The organism is Saccharopolyspora antimicrobica, from assembly GCF_003635025.1.
Lineage (GTDB): Bacteria > Actinomycetota > Actinomycetes > Mycobacteriales > Pseudonocardiaceae > Saccharopolyspora > Saccharopolyspora antimicrobica.
In genome coordinates this window covers 2,630,482-2,645,654 of record NZ_RBXX01000002.1, presented here as the reverse complement: position 1 = coordinate 2,645,654, position 15,173 = coordinate 2,630,482, and the positions used below count along the sequence as shown (strand labels likewise).

The 15,173-nt window shown below is 71.7% G+C and carries 14 protein-coding genes; 9 read left to right on the top strand and 5 right to left on the bottom strand.

Annotated features, from left to right (window positions below):
• The 5 genes from ATL45_RS12995 to ATL45_RS12975 all read left to right on the top strand — a co-directional run bounded on the left by ATL45_RS12995 (position 1) and on the right by ATL45_RS12975 (position 5,096).
• Positions 1–1,164, top strand: a complete 1,164-nt coding sequence (locus ATL45_RS12995; RefSeq protein WP_170210500.1) for an ABC transporter ATP-binding protein — start codon at positions 1–3, stop codon at positions 1,162–1,164.
• Complete coding sequence (locus ATL45_RS12990; RefSeq protein ID WP_093150542.1) at positions 1,164–1,931, top strand: ABC transporter permease; 768 nt, start codon at positions 1,164–1,166, stop codon at positions 1,929–1,931. Before ATL45_RS12995 ends, ATL45_RS12990 begins: the two co-directional genes overlap by 1 nt.
• A complete protein-coding gene (locus tag ATL45_RS12985; protein ID WP_211841219.1) occupies positions 1,928–2,926 on the top strand; it encodes a glycine betaine ABC transporter substrate-binding protein in 999 nt (332 codons plus the stop codon). Before ATL45_RS12990 ends, ATL45_RS12985 begins: the two co-directional genes overlap by 4 nt.
• Before the next feature lie 92 nt (positions 2,927–3,018).
• Complete coding sequence (gene sigJ, locus ATL45_RS12980; protein ID WP_093150539.1) at positions 3,019–3,882, top strand: RNA polymerase sigma factor SigJ; 864 nt, start codon at positions 3,019–3,021, stop codon at positions 3,880–3,882.
• A gap of 71 nt (positions 3,883–3,953) precedes the next feature.
• Positions 3,954–5,096, top strand: a complete 1,143-nt coding sequence (locus tag ATL45_RS12975) for an NAD(P)/FAD-dependent oxidoreductase (RefSeq protein ID WP_093150534.1) — start codon at positions 3,954–3,956, stop codon at positions 5,094–5,096.
• 41 nt (positions 5,097–5,137) lie between these two features.
• Here ATL45_RS12975 and ATL45_RS12970 read toward each other — a convergent pair whose 3' ends face one another.
• Entirely contained in the window at positions 5,138–5,662 is a 525-nt protein-coding gene (locus ATL45_RS12970; protein WP_439332490.1) for a DUF6474 family protein, read from the bottom strand.
• Between the two features lie 187 nt (positions 5,663–5,849).
• On the opposite strand from ATL45_RS12970, the gene ATL45_RS12965 reads away from it, so the two are divergent.
• Positions 5,850–7,481, top strand: coding sequence for a TM0106 family RecB-like putative nuclease (locus ATL45_RS12965; protein ID WP_093150531.1), 1,632 nt, complete (start codon positions 5,850–5,852; stop codon positions 7,479–7,481).
• 24 nt (positions 7,482–7,505) lie between these two features.
• Here the strand turns inward: ATL45_RS12965 and ATL45_RS12960 are convergent, their stop codons facing one another.
• The gene (locus tag ATL45_RS12960) at positions 7,506–8,540 is read right to left on the bottom strand and encodes an NAD(P)-dependent alcohol dehydrogenase (protein WP_093151474.1); all 1,035 of its coding nucleotides are present in this window, start codon (positions 8,538–8,540) and stop codon (positions 7,506–7,508) included.
• Between the two features lie 382 nt (positions 8,541–8,922).
• Here ATL45_RS12960 and ATL45_RS12955 point away from each other — a divergent pair, with 382 nt between their 5' ends.
• Positions 8,923–9,471 (top strand): hypothetical protein, encoded by a 549-nt coding sequence (locus tag ATL45_RS12955; RefSeq protein WP_093150528.1) that lies wholly within the window; start codon positions 8,923–8,925, stop codon positions 9,469–9,471.
• A 153-nt stretch (positions 9,472–9,624) separates the two neighbouring features.
• On the opposite strand, the gene ATL45_RS12950 is transcribed toward ATL45_RS12955, so the two are convergent.
• The 3 genes from ATL45_RS12950 to ATL45_RS12945 all read right to left on the bottom strand — a co-directional run bounded on the left by ATL45_RS12950 (position 9,625) and on the right by ATL45_RS12945 (position 11,734).
• The gene (locus tag ATL45_RS12950) at positions 9,625–10,383 is read right to left on the bottom strand and encodes an SDR family NAD(P)-dependent oxidoreductase (RefSeq protein ID WP_093150525.1); all 759 of its coding nucleotides are present in this window, start codon (positions 10,381–10,383) and stop codon (positions 9,625–9,627) included.
• Positions 10,384–10,487: 104 nt separating this feature from the next.
• Positions 10,488–10,610 carry a hypothetical protein gene (locus tag ATL45_RS39995; protein WP_256258354.1) on the bottom strand — a complete coding sequence of 41 codons (123 nt, stop codon included), beginning with the start codon at positions 10,608–10,610 and terminating at the stop codon, positions 10,488–10,490.
• Positions 10,611–10,777: 167 nt separating this feature from the next.
• A complete protein-coding gene (locus tag ATL45_RS12945) occupies positions 10,778–11,734 on the bottom strand; it encodes an aldo/keto reductase (RefSeq protein ID WP_093150521.1) in 957 nt (318 codons plus the stop codon).
• A 153-nt stretch (positions 11,735–11,887) separates the two neighbouring features.
• Between ATL45_RS12945 and ATL45_RS12940 the strand changes: the two genes are divergently transcribed.
• Both ATL45_RS12940 and ATL45_RS12935 read left to right on the top strand, forming a co-directional pair.
• Complete coding sequence (locus ATL45_RS12940; RefSeq protein WP_093150516.1) at positions 11,888–13,180, top strand: UDP-glucose dehydrogenase family protein; 1,293 nt, start codon at positions 11,888–11,890, stop codon at positions 13,178–13,180.
• A gap of 171 nt (positions 13,181–13,351) precedes the next feature.
• Complete coding sequence (locus ATL45_RS12935; RefSeq protein WP_093150513.1) at positions 13,352–15,160, top strand: gamma-glutamyltransferase family protein; 1,809 nt, start codon at positions 13,352–13,354, stop codon at positions 15,158–15,160.
• Positions 15,161–15,173 lie beyond the last annotated feature (13 nt).

Below are 15,173 nucleotides of genomic sequence, written 5' to 3'. Positions count from 1 at the left end.
ATGAATCCGACCACCGGGCACGGCGTGGAGATCTGCCTTGAGGAGGTCTCCAAGCGCTACCCGGGCCAGAAGCTGCCCGCCGTCGAGTCGGTGACCATGACCATCCCCGCCGGCGAGACGGTGGTGCTGGTCGGCCCGTCCGGCAGCGGCAAGACCACCACCATGCGGATGATCAACCGGTTGATCGAACCGAGCTCCGGCAAGATCACCATCGGCGGGCAGGACGTGCTGGGCCTCGACCCGGACAAGCTGCGCCGCGAGATCGGCTACTCGATCCAGCAGGCCGGCCTGTTCCCGCACATGACCGTCGGCGAGAACGTCGGCATGGTGCCCGGCCTGGTCGGCTGGGACAAGAAGCGGATCAGCGAGCGGATCGACGAGATGCTCGACCTGGTCAACCTGGACCCGGCGGAGTACCGCGACCGCTTCCCGCGGCAGCTCTCCGGCGGTCAGCAGCAGCGCGTCGGGGTGGCGCGGGCGCTGGCGGCCAACCCGCCGGTGCTGCTGATGGACGAGCCCTTCGGCGCGGTGGACCCGATCACCCGAGGTGTGCTGCAGGACGAGTTGATGCGCCTGCAGGCCGAGCTGGGCAAGACGATCGTGTTCGTCACGCACGACTTCGACGAGGCGGTCAAGCTCGGCGACCGGATCGCGGTGCTCGGCGAGCGCTCCAAGATCCTGCAGTACGACACGCCGGACGCGATCCTGGCCAACCCGGCCGACGACACCGTCGCCGGATTCGTCGGCGCCGGTGCCGCGCTCAAGCAGCTCACCCTGCGGCGGGTCCGCGAGATCGAGGTCGGCCAGGTGCCGACCGCGAAGGTGGACGAGGCGCCGTCGGTGCTCAAGGAGAAGCTGGGCACCCGCCGCGGCGCCATCGGCCTGGTGCTGGACAAGCGCAACCGCCCGCTGCGCTGGGCGTCGGCCCGGGAAGCCGGCGCGGTGTCGTCGCTGGACCGCGCGGGCCGGCCGGTCGAGGACAGCGTCTCGCCCGCCTCCACGCTGCAGGACGCGCTGGAGGCGATCCTCACCGACGACGACGGCGTCGCGGTGGTCACCGGTTCGCGCGGCGAGTACGTCGGCGTGGTCGACATCGACACGGTGATGAACACCATCAAGGCGCTGCGCGAGGAGCACGCCGACGATTCGGCCGAGGACGAGTGATGAGCAGCCAGTTCGCTTCGGACTCCGGATCCCGCACCGCGGAGCGGTTGCGCCTGCTGGCGCAGCCGATCGCGGTGGTGGTGCTGGTCACCGCGGTGCTGGTCTGGGCGTTCGGCCAGGACAACGACGAGGTGACCGCGCGCAGCATCAACGCGCCGTACATCCTCGGCCTGACCTGGGCGCACTTCCTGATGAGCTTCGCGGTGGCGCTGATCGTGATCGCGGTGGCGGTGCCGCTGGGCGTGCTGCTCAGCCGCCCGTGGGCGCGCCGGGCCGCACCGCTGGTGATCGGTGTCGCCAACATCGGCCAGGCCGCGCCCGCGGTCGGTCTGCTGGTGCTGTTCTTCCTGTTCACCGGTGGTGCCACCGGGTTCTGGATCGCGGTGCTGCCGATCGCCTTCTACGCGCTGCTGCCGGTGCTGCGCAACACCATCGTCGGCCTGCAGCAGGTGGACCGGTCGCTGATCGACGCCGGTCGCGGCATCGGCATGTCCGGTGCCGCCGTGCTGCTGCGCATCGAGCTGCCGCTGGCGGTGCCGTTCATCCTGGCCGGGCTGCGGACCGCCCTGGTGCTGGCCGTGGGCACCGCGACGCTGGCGCTGTTCGTCGGCGCGGGCGGCCTCGGCGAGATGATCGACACCGGCTACAAGCTCAACGACTGGACGGTCATGATCGTCGGCTCGGTGCTGGCCATGGCGCTGGCGCTGCTGGTCGACTGGCTGGGCGCGCTGGCCGAGACCTACCTGTCGCCGAAGGGGTTGCGATGAAGCTGCGAACGTCGCGCCGCGGCGCGCTGAAACTGGCCTCGCTGGCGATGACCGGGGTGCTGCTGTCCGGCTGCGGGCTGAGCTCCGGCAGCTCGGTGCCGCTGGCGGTCGAACCCGGCTCGATCCAGCCCGTGCCGGAGCTGGAGGGCGTCACGATCACGGTGGGGTCGAAGAACTTCACCGAGCAGGTCGTGCTCGGCTACATCGCGCAGTTCGCGCTGTCCGCCGGTGGCGCCGAGGTGCGGGACCTGAGCAGCATCGTGGGGTCGTCCACGGCCCGCAATGCGCTGCAGAGCGGGCAGATCGACATCCTGTGGGACTACACCGGCACGTCCTGGATCAGCTACAACGGCAACAACGACCCGATCCCGGACGCCCGCGCCCAGTACGAGGCGGTCGCGAAGCAGGACCTGGAGCGCAACGGCGTCGCCTGGACCGCGATCGACTACAACGTGGACAACACCTACGCGTTCGCGGTCAACCAGGACGCGGCGCGGCGGCTGGGCGTGGAGAAGCTGTCGGACATCCCGCGGGTCGTCGCCGAGCACCCGGACCTGGCCACGTTCTGCGTGGACACCGAGTTCGCCAACCGCAACGACGGATTCCCCGGTGTGCAGCAGGAGTACGGCTTCACCGCCGACAAATCGAAGGTGAAGACGCTGACCGAGGGCAGCATCTACCAGGCGACCGCGAACGGCACCTGCACCTTCGGCGAGGTGTTCACCACCGACGGGCGGATCAAGGCGCTGGACCTGAAGGTGCTGGACGACGACAAGTTGTTCTTCCCGCGCTACAACATCGGCGTCACCACCCGCGACGAGCTGCTCGAGCGCTACCCGCAGATCACCGCGATCTTCGAGCCGGTGTCGGCGGCGCTGACCAACGAGGAACTGGTCCGGCTGAACGCCCAGGTCGACGTCGACGGCCGCGACCCGGCCGACGTGGCCCGCGACTGGATGGCGGAGAAGGGCTTCGTCACGATCCCCGGCCGCTGAACTCGACGGGCACCTGCGATCGGCAGGTGCCCGCCGATGTCCGCACGTCTGTTCGCCCCGCGCTATCGTTCCGGTGGCGTGAGGAGACCGAGATGGCAAACCCGGTGCCTGCCGACTGGGAGGCTCACCGCCCCGCCGTGTTCGGCGCGGCCTACCGGATCCTCGGCACCGTCGCCGAGGCCGAGGACGTGACCCAGGACGTCTGGTTGCGGGCCTCCGCCGCGGACCTGTCCGAGGTGCGGGACCTCCGGGCCTGGCTGGTCACGGTGGCCGCCCGCACCTCGTACAACGTGCTGAAGTCCGCGCGCGTCCGGCGCGAGGCCTACGTGGGCCCCTGGCTTCCCGAACCGCTGCTGACCGGCCCGGACGCCGCCGAGCAGGTCATGGTGGACGAGTCGGTGGGCACCGCGATGCTGGTGGTCATGGAACGGCTCAGCCCTTCCGAGCGCGTCGCGCTGGTCCTGCACGACGTCTTCGACTTCCCGTTCGACCAGGTCGCCGAGGTGCTCGGCGCGACACCCGCCGCCAGCCGCAAGCTCGCCTCCCGCGCCCGGGCGAAGGTGGCCGCGGCCGACGGGCGGCCCCGGGCCTCCAAGGCCGAGACCGAACGCGCGCTCAAGGCGTTCAAGGCCGCCGCCGACCGCGGTGACCTGGCCGAACTCGTCCGGCTGCTGCACCCCGAGGCCGTCTACCTCGCCGACGGCGGCGGCCAGGTGCCCGCCTCGCGCCGGCCGGTCTTCGGCGTCGAGACGATCGCCCGGCTGGTGGTCCGCCCGATCCGGCTGCGGCGCCCCGACGCCTTCCGCATCGTCGAGGTCAACGGCCTCCCGGCGATGGCGACCTACAAGGCCGGAGTCCTGTGCTGGCTCGACACCGCGGAGGTCGCCGACGGGCGGATCACGGCGTTCCGGCGACTGGTCAACCCGGAGAAGCTCGCCCGCATCGGTCACATCTGAGCCCGCTGTCCTGTCTCCCTGCCGACCCCGGATGCACCGGGGGTGCAGCGGATTCAGGAGAGGACGCCACGATGGCGCGAGTTGTGATCATCGGCGGAGGTTTCGCCGGGGTGTGGAGCGCGGCGGGAGCGGCCCTGGCACGTGGGGAAGCCGACCTGCGCATCACCCTCGTCAACCCGAGCGAGCACATGGTGCTGCGGCCACGGCTGTACGAGCCGGAGCCGGGCTTGGCCAAGGTGGAGCTCAGCAGGATTCTCGACCCGATCGGCGTCGAGCACCTGCGCGCCTCGGTCAGCACGATCGACACCGAGCGGCGCACGGTTCTCGCCGATGGCCGCGCGATCGGCTACGACCGGCTGGTGCTGGCGGCGGGCAGCGAGGTCGTCCGCCCCGGACGCCTGCCCGGAGCGGAGCGGCTCTTCGACATCGACACCGCGGACGGCGCGCAGGCGCTGGCCGACCACCTGCGCGACCGCGAGGACTTCTCCGCAGTGGTCGTCGGCGCCGGTTTCACCGGCCTGGAGATCGCCACCGAACTGGCCGCCCGCGGGCGGGTGGTGCTGGTGGACCACGCCGCCGCGGTCGGGCACCAGCTCGGCCCGGGCCCGCGCCCGCAGATCGAATCGGCGCTGGACGAGCTCGGTGTCGAACGCCGCCTCGAAACGACCCTGACGGAGGTCGGCGACGGCTACGCCGCCCTGTCCGACGGCACGAAGGTCGTGGCGGATGCGGTGGTGTGGACGGTGGGGATGCGAGCCAGCGGACTGACCCGGCAGATCAGCGACCGGCTCGACCCGCTGGGGCGGGTTCCGGTGGACCACCACCTGCGCGCCCTGCCGGAGGTGTTCGCCGCCGGGGACACCGCCGCGGCGGCCTACGACGCGGAGCGCACCGTCATGCAGGCGTGCCAGCACGCCACCCCGATGGGCAAGGTCGCCGGGTACAACGCGGCGGCCGACCTGCTCGGCACGCCGCTGCGGGAGTTCGCCGTCGGCCCGTACGTCACCTGTCTCGACCTGGGCGGCGCCGGTGGGCTCTTCACCAAGGGCTGGGAGCGCGAGGTGCTGCTCGCGGGTGCGGAGGGCAAGGCGGTCAAGCAGCGGATCAACCAGGCGATCCATCCGCCGGTCGACGACGCCGCGGAGATCCTGGCCGCTGCCGACCTGATCCGCGTCGAACGGCCCTTCTTCCCCGGCGAGGCCGCTGCGGAGTGATCCTCGGTGCGGTCCGCCCACCCGGCGGACCGCACTCCGGGTCACCTCCTGGTCGGGACGCCGAAGCGGGTCAGCAGGTCGTCCTCGATCCGGCCCAGCTCCGCGTCCACCGCGCGGTGCGCCGACCGGCGGCGCTGCGTCGGCATCCGCTCCGCGGCCCGCACCGCCGTCGTCAGCTGCATCAGCCGCGCGCCCGTCCGCTCCGCGTACTGGTCCGCCACCAGCCTCGCCTCGGCGTCCTCCGCCTGCTCGCGCAGTGCGCGCAACGCCTCGGAGTCGCCTGCGATGCGCGCGTGCAGCGCCGCGCCGTGGCCGGTGTAGGTGCCGAGGTCGTCCACCGGAACCCCGAGGTGCCGGGCTCGCGTCCGGTCGTAGCTGTTGCGGAGCGCCGACGCCGCGCGGACGGCGAACGGGAGCAGCACCGGGCCGACGACCTTGGCCACACCGATCACCTTCTTGGCGTTGCCCGGCGTGATGCGCCCGTGCTCGCCCTTCTTGATCGCCTTGGCAGCCCGCTTGTCGGCCTTCTTCGCGGCCTTGGCCGTCCTGCGGGACTCGGTCGGGATCCGCTTCGCGGTCGTGCGCTTCCTCACCGGGCCGTCACCTCCCTGTTCGCGCTGCAAAGCCTAAGACCGCAGCCAGCCGCGCACGACAGCAGAACGCGACGTGTCGTGCGCGGAGCGTACGACGCCGCTCGGTCGTGTAGCCGGGGTGATGGGCGCAGCTGTCATGCCGACGGCATACGCTTCACCCGTGAAGGAGAAGGTGCTGCTCGACGCAAGCGTGGTGACGCGTTGCCGTCGACGCGTGCACCTGGAGAACGACCCGTCGATGCGGGACCAGCCGAAGGCTCCGCTGGACCTGGGCATCGAGCAGCGGATCGCCGACGCCGCCGAGCACCGGCGCGCCGTCGCGAAGCTGCTCAGCCGGCTGCACGGTCCGGACTGGACCGAGATCCCGCTCGGCGCGCCGGTCGACCGCGCCGAGCTCACGCTGGCCGCGATGCGCGCGGGCACTCGCTACATCTCCGCCGCCCAGCTGCCGTCGGACTCCGACGGCGGGCGGCGCGGCACGGTCGACCTGCTGGTGCGCAGCGGCGACGGGTACGTGCCGGTGCTGGTGGTGCGGCACAAGATCACCGATCCGGGGCGCGGCGCGCGGGTGTCGCCGGTGGAGCGCCCGCTGCCCGAGGAGGCCTCGGCCGACCGGCTCCGCAAGGTGCGGGCGCAGCCCCGCGACCAGCTCCGGCTGGCGCACGCGGTCCGGCTGCTGCAGGCCTGCGGGATGAGTGCGGCCGCCAACCAGGGCGGCGTGATCGGCGTGGAAGCCGACGTGGTGGTCTGGCACGACCTGGCGGCTCCGAACTGGCCGGGCGGGCGCACCGCGCTGGCCGAGTACGAGGCCCGGTTCGCCGACCGGTTGGCGGTGGCCACCGCGGCCGCCGACGGCGCCGAGCCGCTCGCGGAACCCTCCCGCATCAACGAGTGCAAGGGCTGCCCGTGGTGGCCGGTGTGCGAGCAGCAGCTGCGCGACCGGCGCGACGTCAGCCTGGTCGTGCGCGGCGAGGACGCCACCGCGCTGCGCGACCTCGGTGTGTCCACAGTGGACGAGCTGGCCGGGATGCCGCTGGAGCGGGCCGAAGAGCTGCCGCTGACCGGCGTCCGCAACACCGACGCGATCCTGCTCGCCAAGGCGTGGCTGCAGGACCTGCCGCTGGTGCGGCGGGTCCGCGACCTGTCGGTGCCGCGAGCGGACGTCGAGGTCGACGTGGACATGGAGAGCTACGGCGATTCCGGCGCCTACCTGTGGGGCTGCTGGCTGTCCGGCGCCGACATCGGCGAGGAGCAGGGCTACCGGGCGTTCGTCAGCTGGGAGCCGCTGCCGTCCGACGACGAGGGCCGGTCCTTCGCCGAGTTCTGGATCTGGTTCTGCTCGGTGCGCCGGCTGGCCTACGAGCGCGGCCTGACCTTCCGCGCCTACTGCTACAACGAGCTGGCGGAGAACCGCTGGATGCTGGCCTCCGCGCAGCGGTTCGCGGGCAAGCCCGGCGTGCCGTCGGTGGCCGAGGTGCGCGAGTTCATCCGCTCCGCGGAGTGGGTCGACCTGTTCGCCTCGGTGCGCGAGCAGTTCCTGTGCCCCAACGGCAAGGGCCTGAAGGTGATCGCGCCCAGCGCCGGGTTCGGCTGGCGGGACGCCGAGGCCAGCGGCGAGAACTCGATGCGCTGGTACCGCGACGCGGTGGGCCTGGGCGGCGGCATCCCGGACCTGTCCCAGCGCGACCGGATCCTCCGCTACAACGAGGACGACGTCCAGGCCACCTGGACGATCCGCCGCTGGATGACCTCCGACGAGGTCCGCGAAATCCCCTTCGCCGAAGACCTCTGACCGGACGGTGCCGATTTCCCGCAGCTACGGGACGATGACCGCGCGGCCGGTGATCTCCCCGGCGTGGAAGCGCTCGTAGACCTCCGGCGTCTCGTCCAGGCCGAAGGTCTCCACGTGCGCGCGCAGCGCGCCGGACCGGGCCAGGTCCAGCACCTCGATCAGCTCCGCGCGGCTGCCCCAGTACGGCGAGGCCACCGAGACCTCGTGCGGCAGCAGGCCGAAACCGACCGGCAGCGGCGCTCCGGCGATCCCGACGATGGTGATGTCGCCCTCGATCGCCACCGACTGCGCGGCGAGCTTCACCGTGGGTGCGATGCCGACGAAGTCCAGCACCACGTCCGCGCCCAACCCGTCGGTGAGCTCCCGGATGCGCTCCGGCGCCGACTCGTCGGAGCGGGCCACGTCGTGCGCGCCCACTTCCCGGGCCAGCTCCAGCCTCTCGTCGGCCACGTCGAGCGCGATCACCCGGGCACCGGTGGTGGCGCGCAGGATCTGCACCGCCAGGTGCCCGAGCCCGCCCGCGCCGATGACGACCGCGGTGCTGCCGCCGACCAGCTTCGGCACTGAGCGCTTGATCGCGTGGTACGGGGTGAGCCCGGCATCGGTCAGCGGTGCGGCCTGCACCGGATCCAGCCCGTCCAGCGGGACCAGGTGCCGGACGTCGTCGACCAGCAGGTACTCGGCCATCGCACCGGGCGCGCCCAGCCCCGGCGGCCGGATGCCCAGCTCACCGGCGCGCGTGCAGTAGTTCTCCTTGCCCTGCGCGCAGTTCCGGCACACCCCGCAACCCCACGGCCCGTACACCGCGACGGACTCGCCCTCGGACACCCCGCGCACGCCGGGGCCGAGCGCCGCGACGGTGCCGACGCCTTCGTGCCCGAGCGTGAGCGGCAGCTCGAACGGCAGCACGTCCGCGGGCCAGCTCATCACCTCGATGTCGGAGTGGCACATGCCCGCCGCGGTGACCTGGAGCAGCACCTGGCCGGGGCCGGGCTCGGGCCTGGGCACCTCCACGACCACGGGACGCTCCCCGACCCGCTGGTACTGAACGGCCTTCATGACCTGACCCATCGCGAACTCCTTCCACGTTCAGACCGGAGCCCATCCTCCGCCGAACCGCCCCACCCCACCGACCGAACGACCGTCCCGGGGAGGACCGGTGGACCTGGTTCGTGACGGTGATACGTCCGCAGGTGGTCCGTGAGCGTTTTGCGGTGCTCTAGCCCCGCAACATACTCACGGGTCTTGACCAGCAGAGATGACCTGCTGACCGCCCGCTGTCGGCCGAGTGACGCAGACGGTGCTCAGGAGGTGAAACGTCTTTCACATCCCGGACGGATAGAACGGGCAGAGATCATGCGATGGAGACGCTTGGCTCGACCCGAGGCGATTGCGTCGTCCCGCTGAGCCGCTCTCCTGGGGTAGAGAGGCGTCACCGATCATGGCCAACACCAAGGATTCGGCGATCACAGCCGCCGAGATCGAGGCGTACAAGCGGAAGATCAACCCGAAGACCGGCAAGAAGTACACCCAGAACGAGATCGCCGCGATCGCGGGTGTGTCGAGACAGCGGATTTCGCAGATCAAGCTTGCGTCCGGAAACTACTCCAAGACCCCGCGCGAGCGGGTGCTGGAGCACTACCCCTGGAAGACGGGGGCGAAGTTCCAGCCCGCCAGCCCCAATCGCCGGCTGAGGGACCACGCCGAATACATGGCGACCGGCGGTGCGGGCATGAGCGACGACAAGCTCGCCCGGTTGCTCGGGTTCTACCGATTCCTCGAAGAGGGGGACCTGGTGATCGAGTTCGACCCCGGAATCCCGCCTGCCGAAGGCGTGAGCAGCACGGGTGGTTTCGCGTACCGTTCGCGAAAGCCTTCGGACGGGAACCTGATGATCCGGGTGAACGAGCACACCGAACTCACTCCTGAAGGCGTGGACCTCTGGGTCATCCCGGACAAGAAACCGCAGGTCCGCCGGGTTGCCGAGTGAATCGGAGCAGGCCGACCGGCCCCTTGACCAGCTCGGCGTTCACGGGCGTCCGGCGTCGGTGACCTCTGCTGGCCCCACGCGCTGGAACCGTTGCAGGACGAACGAATCCCCCGGCGACTCGGCCGGGGGATTCGTTCGTTCACGGTCGCTTGGTCAGCGGGGCGCCATGCGGAGGGCGCCGTCCATGCGGATGACCTCGCCGTTGAGGTAGTCGTGCTCGACGATGTTCAGCGCGAGCTTCGCGTAGTCGTCCGGGGTTCCGAGGCGCTTCGGGAACGGCACGCCGTCGGCCAGGCCCTGGCGGTACTCCTCGCTCACGGTGGCCAGCATCGGGGTGTCCACGATGCCGGGCGCGATGGTCATGACGCGGATCCCGGCCGAGGACAGGTCGCGCGCCGCGGGCAGCGTCAGGCTCGCCACCCCGCCCTTGGACGCCGCGTAGGCGGCCTGGCCGATCTGCCCGTCGAAGGCCGCCACCGAAGCGGTGTTGATCACCACGCCGCGCTGGCCCTGCTGGTCGGCCTCGGTTTCGCGGATCGCCGCCGCGGCCAGCCGGAGCACGTTGAAGGTGCCGAGGAGGTTCACCTCGATGACCTTGCGGAACAGCTCCAGGTCGTGCGCGCCCTGGCGGCCCACGATCCGCGCCGACGGCCCGATGCCCGCGCAGTTCACCACGATCCGCAGCGGATTCCGGGCGCCCGCGGCCTGCTCCACCGCGGTCTGCACCTGCTCGGCGTCGGTGACGTCAGCGGACGTGTAGGTGACGCCGTCGACCACCGGGGCCTTGCCCACGGCGTCCGGCAGGTCCACCGCGAACACCTGAGCGCCGCGCCCGGCGAGTGCTCTGGCGGTGGCCGCGCCAAGGCCGGAAGCCCCGCCGGTGACGATCGCCGCGGTGTCGGTGATCTGCATCTGCTCGTTCCTTTGCGTCCGGTGCTGGTTCCCGGGCATGTCTAACACCTGGGAACTTCCTTGCCCAGCATCTGACGCGGAACGGGCACGGGGCGAAGCGGCGGTCACCGATGGCGGCGCACCTCCTTCCCGGAGATCGCCTCGGCGAACTTGAGCAGCGCCACCAGGGGCAGCGCGGCCAGCAGCGCGAGGCCGATGAACAGTGCGGCGAACCCGATGAGCTCCATGCGAAGAGCGTGGTCCGCTCACCGCGGCCGCCGCGTCGGCCACCAGGGCGGAACTCCGGTCCGTCCGAGCGAAAACCCCATCACCCAACGTGACCAGAATCACTCCGCTCACCCCTGATGCCGCAATTTCAATGGAAATCAGACGTCTGATTTCCATTGAAATCGCATCACAGCGGTGGGCAGATGGCGTTGAGGACGTCGAGGTCCTCCTGGGTGGGGCGCCACTGCCCGGCCACGGCGTTGGCCTGGACCTGCTCCGGCGTCGTCGCACCGCTGATCACCGAGCCGACCACCGGCTGCGCGGCCAGCCAGCCCACCGCGACCGACGTCATCGGGATGCCGCGCTGCTCGGCGAAGGTCCGCAGCTGCTCGATGCGCTCCCACGGCGCGTCCATCAGCATCTGGTTGCGGTTGGCCAGCCTGCTGCCGGCCGGCGGCTCCTGGTCCTTCCGGTACTTGCCGGTCAGCAGCCCGTTGGCCAGCGGGAAGTACGGGATCAGCCCGACCCCGAACCGCTTGCAGGCGGGGATCACCTCGCGCTCGGCCTCGCGCGCCAGCAACGAGTAGTGGTTCTGCGTGGACACCGGTCCGGTCAGCGCCGCCGAGGACGCCAGCCAGGACGCGTCGGCGAGCTGCCAACCCGCCAGGTTGCAGTGCCCGACGTAGCGGATCTTGCCCTCGCGGACCAGGTCGTCGAGCACCGAGAGGGTCTCCTCCAGCGGCGTCAGCCGGTCCGGCCGGTGCAGCTGGTACAGGTCGATCCAGTCGGTGCCCAGCCGCCGCAGCGAGGACTCCACCGCTCGGCGCACGTAGCGGCGCGAGCCGCGCGCGGTGAAGTCCGGGCCGTTGCCGCCCTGCATGTCCATGCCGAACTTGGTCGCGATGATCGCGTGCTCGCGGCGGCCGGAGAGCGCCTGCCCGAGCAGCTCCTCGCTGCGTCCGCGCGGCGAGCCGTACACGTCGGCCACGTCGAAGAAGCTGATGCCGGCGTCGAGCGCGGTGTCCACCACCGCACGCGCGCCGGCCAGGGACTCGGTCGCCGTGCCCGGTCGGCCCAGGTTGTTGCAACCGAGACCGACCGCGCTGACCACCAGACCGGATTCGCCCAGGCGTCGCTGTTCCACGCGGTGACCATAAACGGCTGGTCACCTGCACGTCACTCTGGACGTACGGCGCGTGAACGTTTGCCCAAGTCGGTTCCACTCGTCGGGCGATGTGCCACGATGCCGAAGGGGGTTGCGACCGCCCGGTCGTGCGCGCGAAGGGGTGTGGGGACTGTGTTCGCCCGTCGGATCGTCGTTGTCGGTACCGGGTACGTGGGACTCACCACCGGTGCGTGCTTGGCTTCGCTGGGGCACCGCGTGGTGTGCAGCGACGTCAACGCGGAGAAGGTCGCGCAGCTGTCCCGCGGCGAGGTCCGGATCCACGAACCCGGGCTGGCCGAGCTGGTGCAGGAGGGCATCGCGGCCGGTCGGCTGGAGTTCGTGCTGGGCTCGGCGGGCGCGGTGGCCGATGCCGAAGTGGTGTTCCTGTGCGTGCCGACGCCCATGGGTTCCGGCGGCGGCGCCGACCTGGCGGTGGTCGAGTCGGTGGCGCGCGAGGTGCGCGAGGTGCTGCCTGCCGGGTGCGTGCTGGTGACGAAGTCGACGGTGCCGGTGGGCACCTCGGCGCGGCTGCGCGAGCTGGTCGGGCGTCCCGACGTCGCGGTGGTGAGCAATCCGGAGTTCCTGCGCGAGGGCTCCGCGGTGCACGACTTCCTCAACCCGGACCGGATCGTGGTCGGCTCGGACAGCCAGGACGCGGCCGAGCGGGTGGCGGCGCTGTACGCGCGGCTCGGTGCGCCGACGGTGCTCACCGACGCGGCCAGCGCGGAGATGGTGAAGTACGCGGCGAACTGCTTCCTGGCGACCAAGCTGTCCTACGTGAACGCGATCGCCGAGCTGTGCGAGCGGCTGGGCGCCGACATCACCGACGTGACCGAGGGGATGGGCTACGACCGGCGCATCGGGCAGGCGTTCCTGCAGCCCGGCCCGGGCTGGGGCGGCTCCTGCCTGCCCAAGGACACCGCGGCCCTGCTGCAGGTCGCGGAGGCCGTGGAGTTCGACTTCCCGCTGCTGCAGGCGACCATCTCGGCCAACGCGCGGCAGCGGGAGCGGATGGTGGCCAAGGTCGTCGACGCCTGCGGCGGTTCGCTGGACGGCGTCCGGCTCGGGCTGCTGGGCCTGACGTTCAAGGCGGGCACCGACGACCTGCGCGATTCGCCCGCGCTGGAGGTGGCCCGGCTGCTGGCGGCGCGAGGCGCTGAGCTGGTCGCCTTCGACCCGGGCCTGCGCGGCGACGAGCCGGGACTGCCGCTGACCCTGGTCGACGACCCGTACCAGGCGGCGAAGGGCGCCGCGGCGCTGGTGCTGCTGACCGAGTGGCAGGAGTTCCGCACCCTGGACTGGGCCCGCGTGGCCCAGGAGCTCGAAGCCCCGGTGGTCGTGGACACCCGCAACCACCTGGACCCGGACGCCCTCCGCCGAGCGGGCCTGAGCTGGCGAGGAGTCGGCCGGACCCCGGTGGGCTGAGGTGCATGCGGCTCCGTTTTCCCTGGTCAGGACCCGTGAGTGTTTTGTGGTGCCATAGCACCCCGAAGTACTCACGGGTCGTCACCAGCGGAAACGGAGCACGGGGCTGCTGCCGGAGATTGTTGCTTCGGCTATCGATCAACCGGGTGATGGGACCTTAAGGTAGTTGACGTGTTCACTACTCGCCCGGAACTCGCCGGTACGCACGGGATGGTCGCCTCCACGCACTGGCTCGCCTCCGCCGCGGGCATGGCCGTGCTGGAGGACGACGGCAACGCGTTCGACGCCGCGGTCGCAGCCGGACTCGTGCTGCAGGTCGTGGAGCCGCACCTCAACGGACCGGGCGGGGAGCTGCCCGCGCTGTTCGCCACCGCCGACGACCCGCGGCCACGCGCCCTCGCCGCCCAAGGCCCGGCGCCCGCCGGGGCGACCGTGGCGCACTACCGCGACGAGCTCGGCCTCGACCTGGTGCCCGGCACCGGCCTGCTGGCCACGACCGTGCCCGGCGCGTGGGACGGCTGGCTCCTGCTGCTGCGCGACCACGGCACCAAATCGCTGCGCGAGGTGCTGAAGTACGCGATCGGCTACGCGCGCGGCGGCTACCCGATCGTGGAGCGGATCAGCACCACGATCGACACCGTCCGGGAGATGTTCCGGGAGCACTGGCAGACTTCGGCGAACCTGTGGCTGACCGACGGCGCGGCCCCCGCGCCGGGCAGCGTCCTCCGGAACCCGGCGCTGGCCGACACCTGGGAGCGGCTGCTGACCGAGGCCGAGGCGGCCGGGCCGGGCCGCGAGGCGCAGATCGACGCCGCCCGCCGCGCCTGGTCGCAGGGCTTCGTCGCGGAGGCGGTGGACAAGTTCGCGCGGATCCCGCACCGGGACAACTCCGGCCGGGACCACGCGGGCGTGATCACCGCGCAGGACATGGCCGAGTTCGAGGCCGGCTACGAGACGCCGCTGACGATCGACCTGCCCGGCGGCTGGACGCTGGCGAAGTTCGGCATCTGGTCGCAGGGCCCGGCGCTCGCGCAGCAGCTGCGCCTGCTGGAGGGCTTCGCCGACCGGATCGGCTACGTCGACGGGATCGCCGACGCCGACACCGTGCACCTGTCCGTCGAGGCGGCGAAGCTCGCCTTCGCCGACCGCGAGGCGTGGTACGGCGACTCCGCCGATGCCGGCGTGCTCACCGACCTGGTGTCCCGCGAGTACGCCGCCGAGCGCCGCGAGCTGATCGGCGACCGGGCGTCGATGGACCTGCGCCCCGGCGCGCCGGGTGGTCGGCAGCCGGCGCTGTCCGCGCACATCGCGGAGAACCGCGGCGTGGACGGGGCGAAGGACCCGAGCGGCGTCGGCATCGGCGAGCCGACGGTGTCGCCGACCGGTGAGGCTCGCGGCGACACGGTGCACATCGACGTGGTGGACCGCTGGGGGAACATGGTCTCGGCGACCCCGTCCGGCGGTTGGCTGCAGTCCTCGCCCGCCATCCCGGAGCTCGGCTTCTGCCTGGGCAGCCGGGCGCAGATGTTCTGGCTCGACGAGGGCCTGCCGAACTCGCTGGCCCCGGGCAAGCGGCCGCGCATCACGCTGAGCCCGTCCCTGGCGCTGCGCGGCGGGGTGCCGACGCTGGCCTTCGGCACGCCGGGCGGCGACCAGCAGGACCAGTGGCAGCTGTGCTTCTGGCTGGCGCACGTCCACGGCGGTCTGAACCTGCAGGAGGCGATCGACTCCCCGGCCTGGCACACCGGCGCCTTCCCGGGCTCCTTCTACCCGCGTGCCTGGGAACCGGGCCGAGTGGTCGCGGAATCCCGCCTCGGCGCGGAAACCCTGGCGGAGCTCCAGCGCCGGGGCCACGACGTCCTCGACGCGGGCCCCTGGGCCCTCGGCCGCCTCTCGGCGGTCTCCCGGGACCCGGAGACGGGCGTCCTCCGCGCCGCCGCCAACGCCCGCGGCGCCCAGGGCTACGCCGCGGGCCGCTGAGTCGTTCCGCGCG

Coding starts and splice junctions, on each gene's coding strand:
- ATL45_RS12995 (WP_170210500.1), top strand. CDS start 1: ATGAATCCGACCACCGGGCACGGCGTGGAGATCTGCCTTGAGGAGGTC.
- sigJ (WP_093150539.1), top strand. CDS start 3,019: ATGGCAAACCCGGTGCCTGCCGACTGGGAGGCTCACCGCCCCGCCGTG.
- ATL45_RS12990 (WP_093150542.1), top strand. CDS start 1,164: ATGAGCAGCCAGTTCGCTTCGGACTCCGGATCCCGCACCGCGGAGCGG.
- ATL45_RS12975 (WP_093150534.1), top strand. CDS start 3,954: ATGGCGCGAGTTGTGATCATCGGCGGAGGTTTCGCCGGGGTGTGGAGC.
- ATL45_RS12960 (WP_093151474.1), bottom strand. CDS start 8,540: ATGAAGGCCGTTCAGTACCAGCGGGTCGGGGAGCGTCCCGTGGTCGTG.
- ATL45_RS12950 (WP_093150525.1), bottom strand. CDS start 10,383: ATGCAGATCACCGACACCGCGGCGATCGTCACCGGCGGGGCTTCCGGC.
- ATL45_RS12955 (WP_093150528.1), top strand. CDS start 8,923: ATGGCCAACACCAAGGATTCGGCGATCACAGCCGCCGAGATCGAGGCG.
- ATL45_RS12985 (WP_211841219.1), top strand. CDS start 1,928: ATGAAGCTGCGAACGTCGCGCCGCGGCGCGCTGAAACTGGCCTCGCTG.
- ATL45_RS39995 (WP_256258354.1), bottom strand. CDS start 10,610: ATGGAGCTCATCGGGTTCGCCGCACTGTTCATCGGCCTCGCGCTGCTG.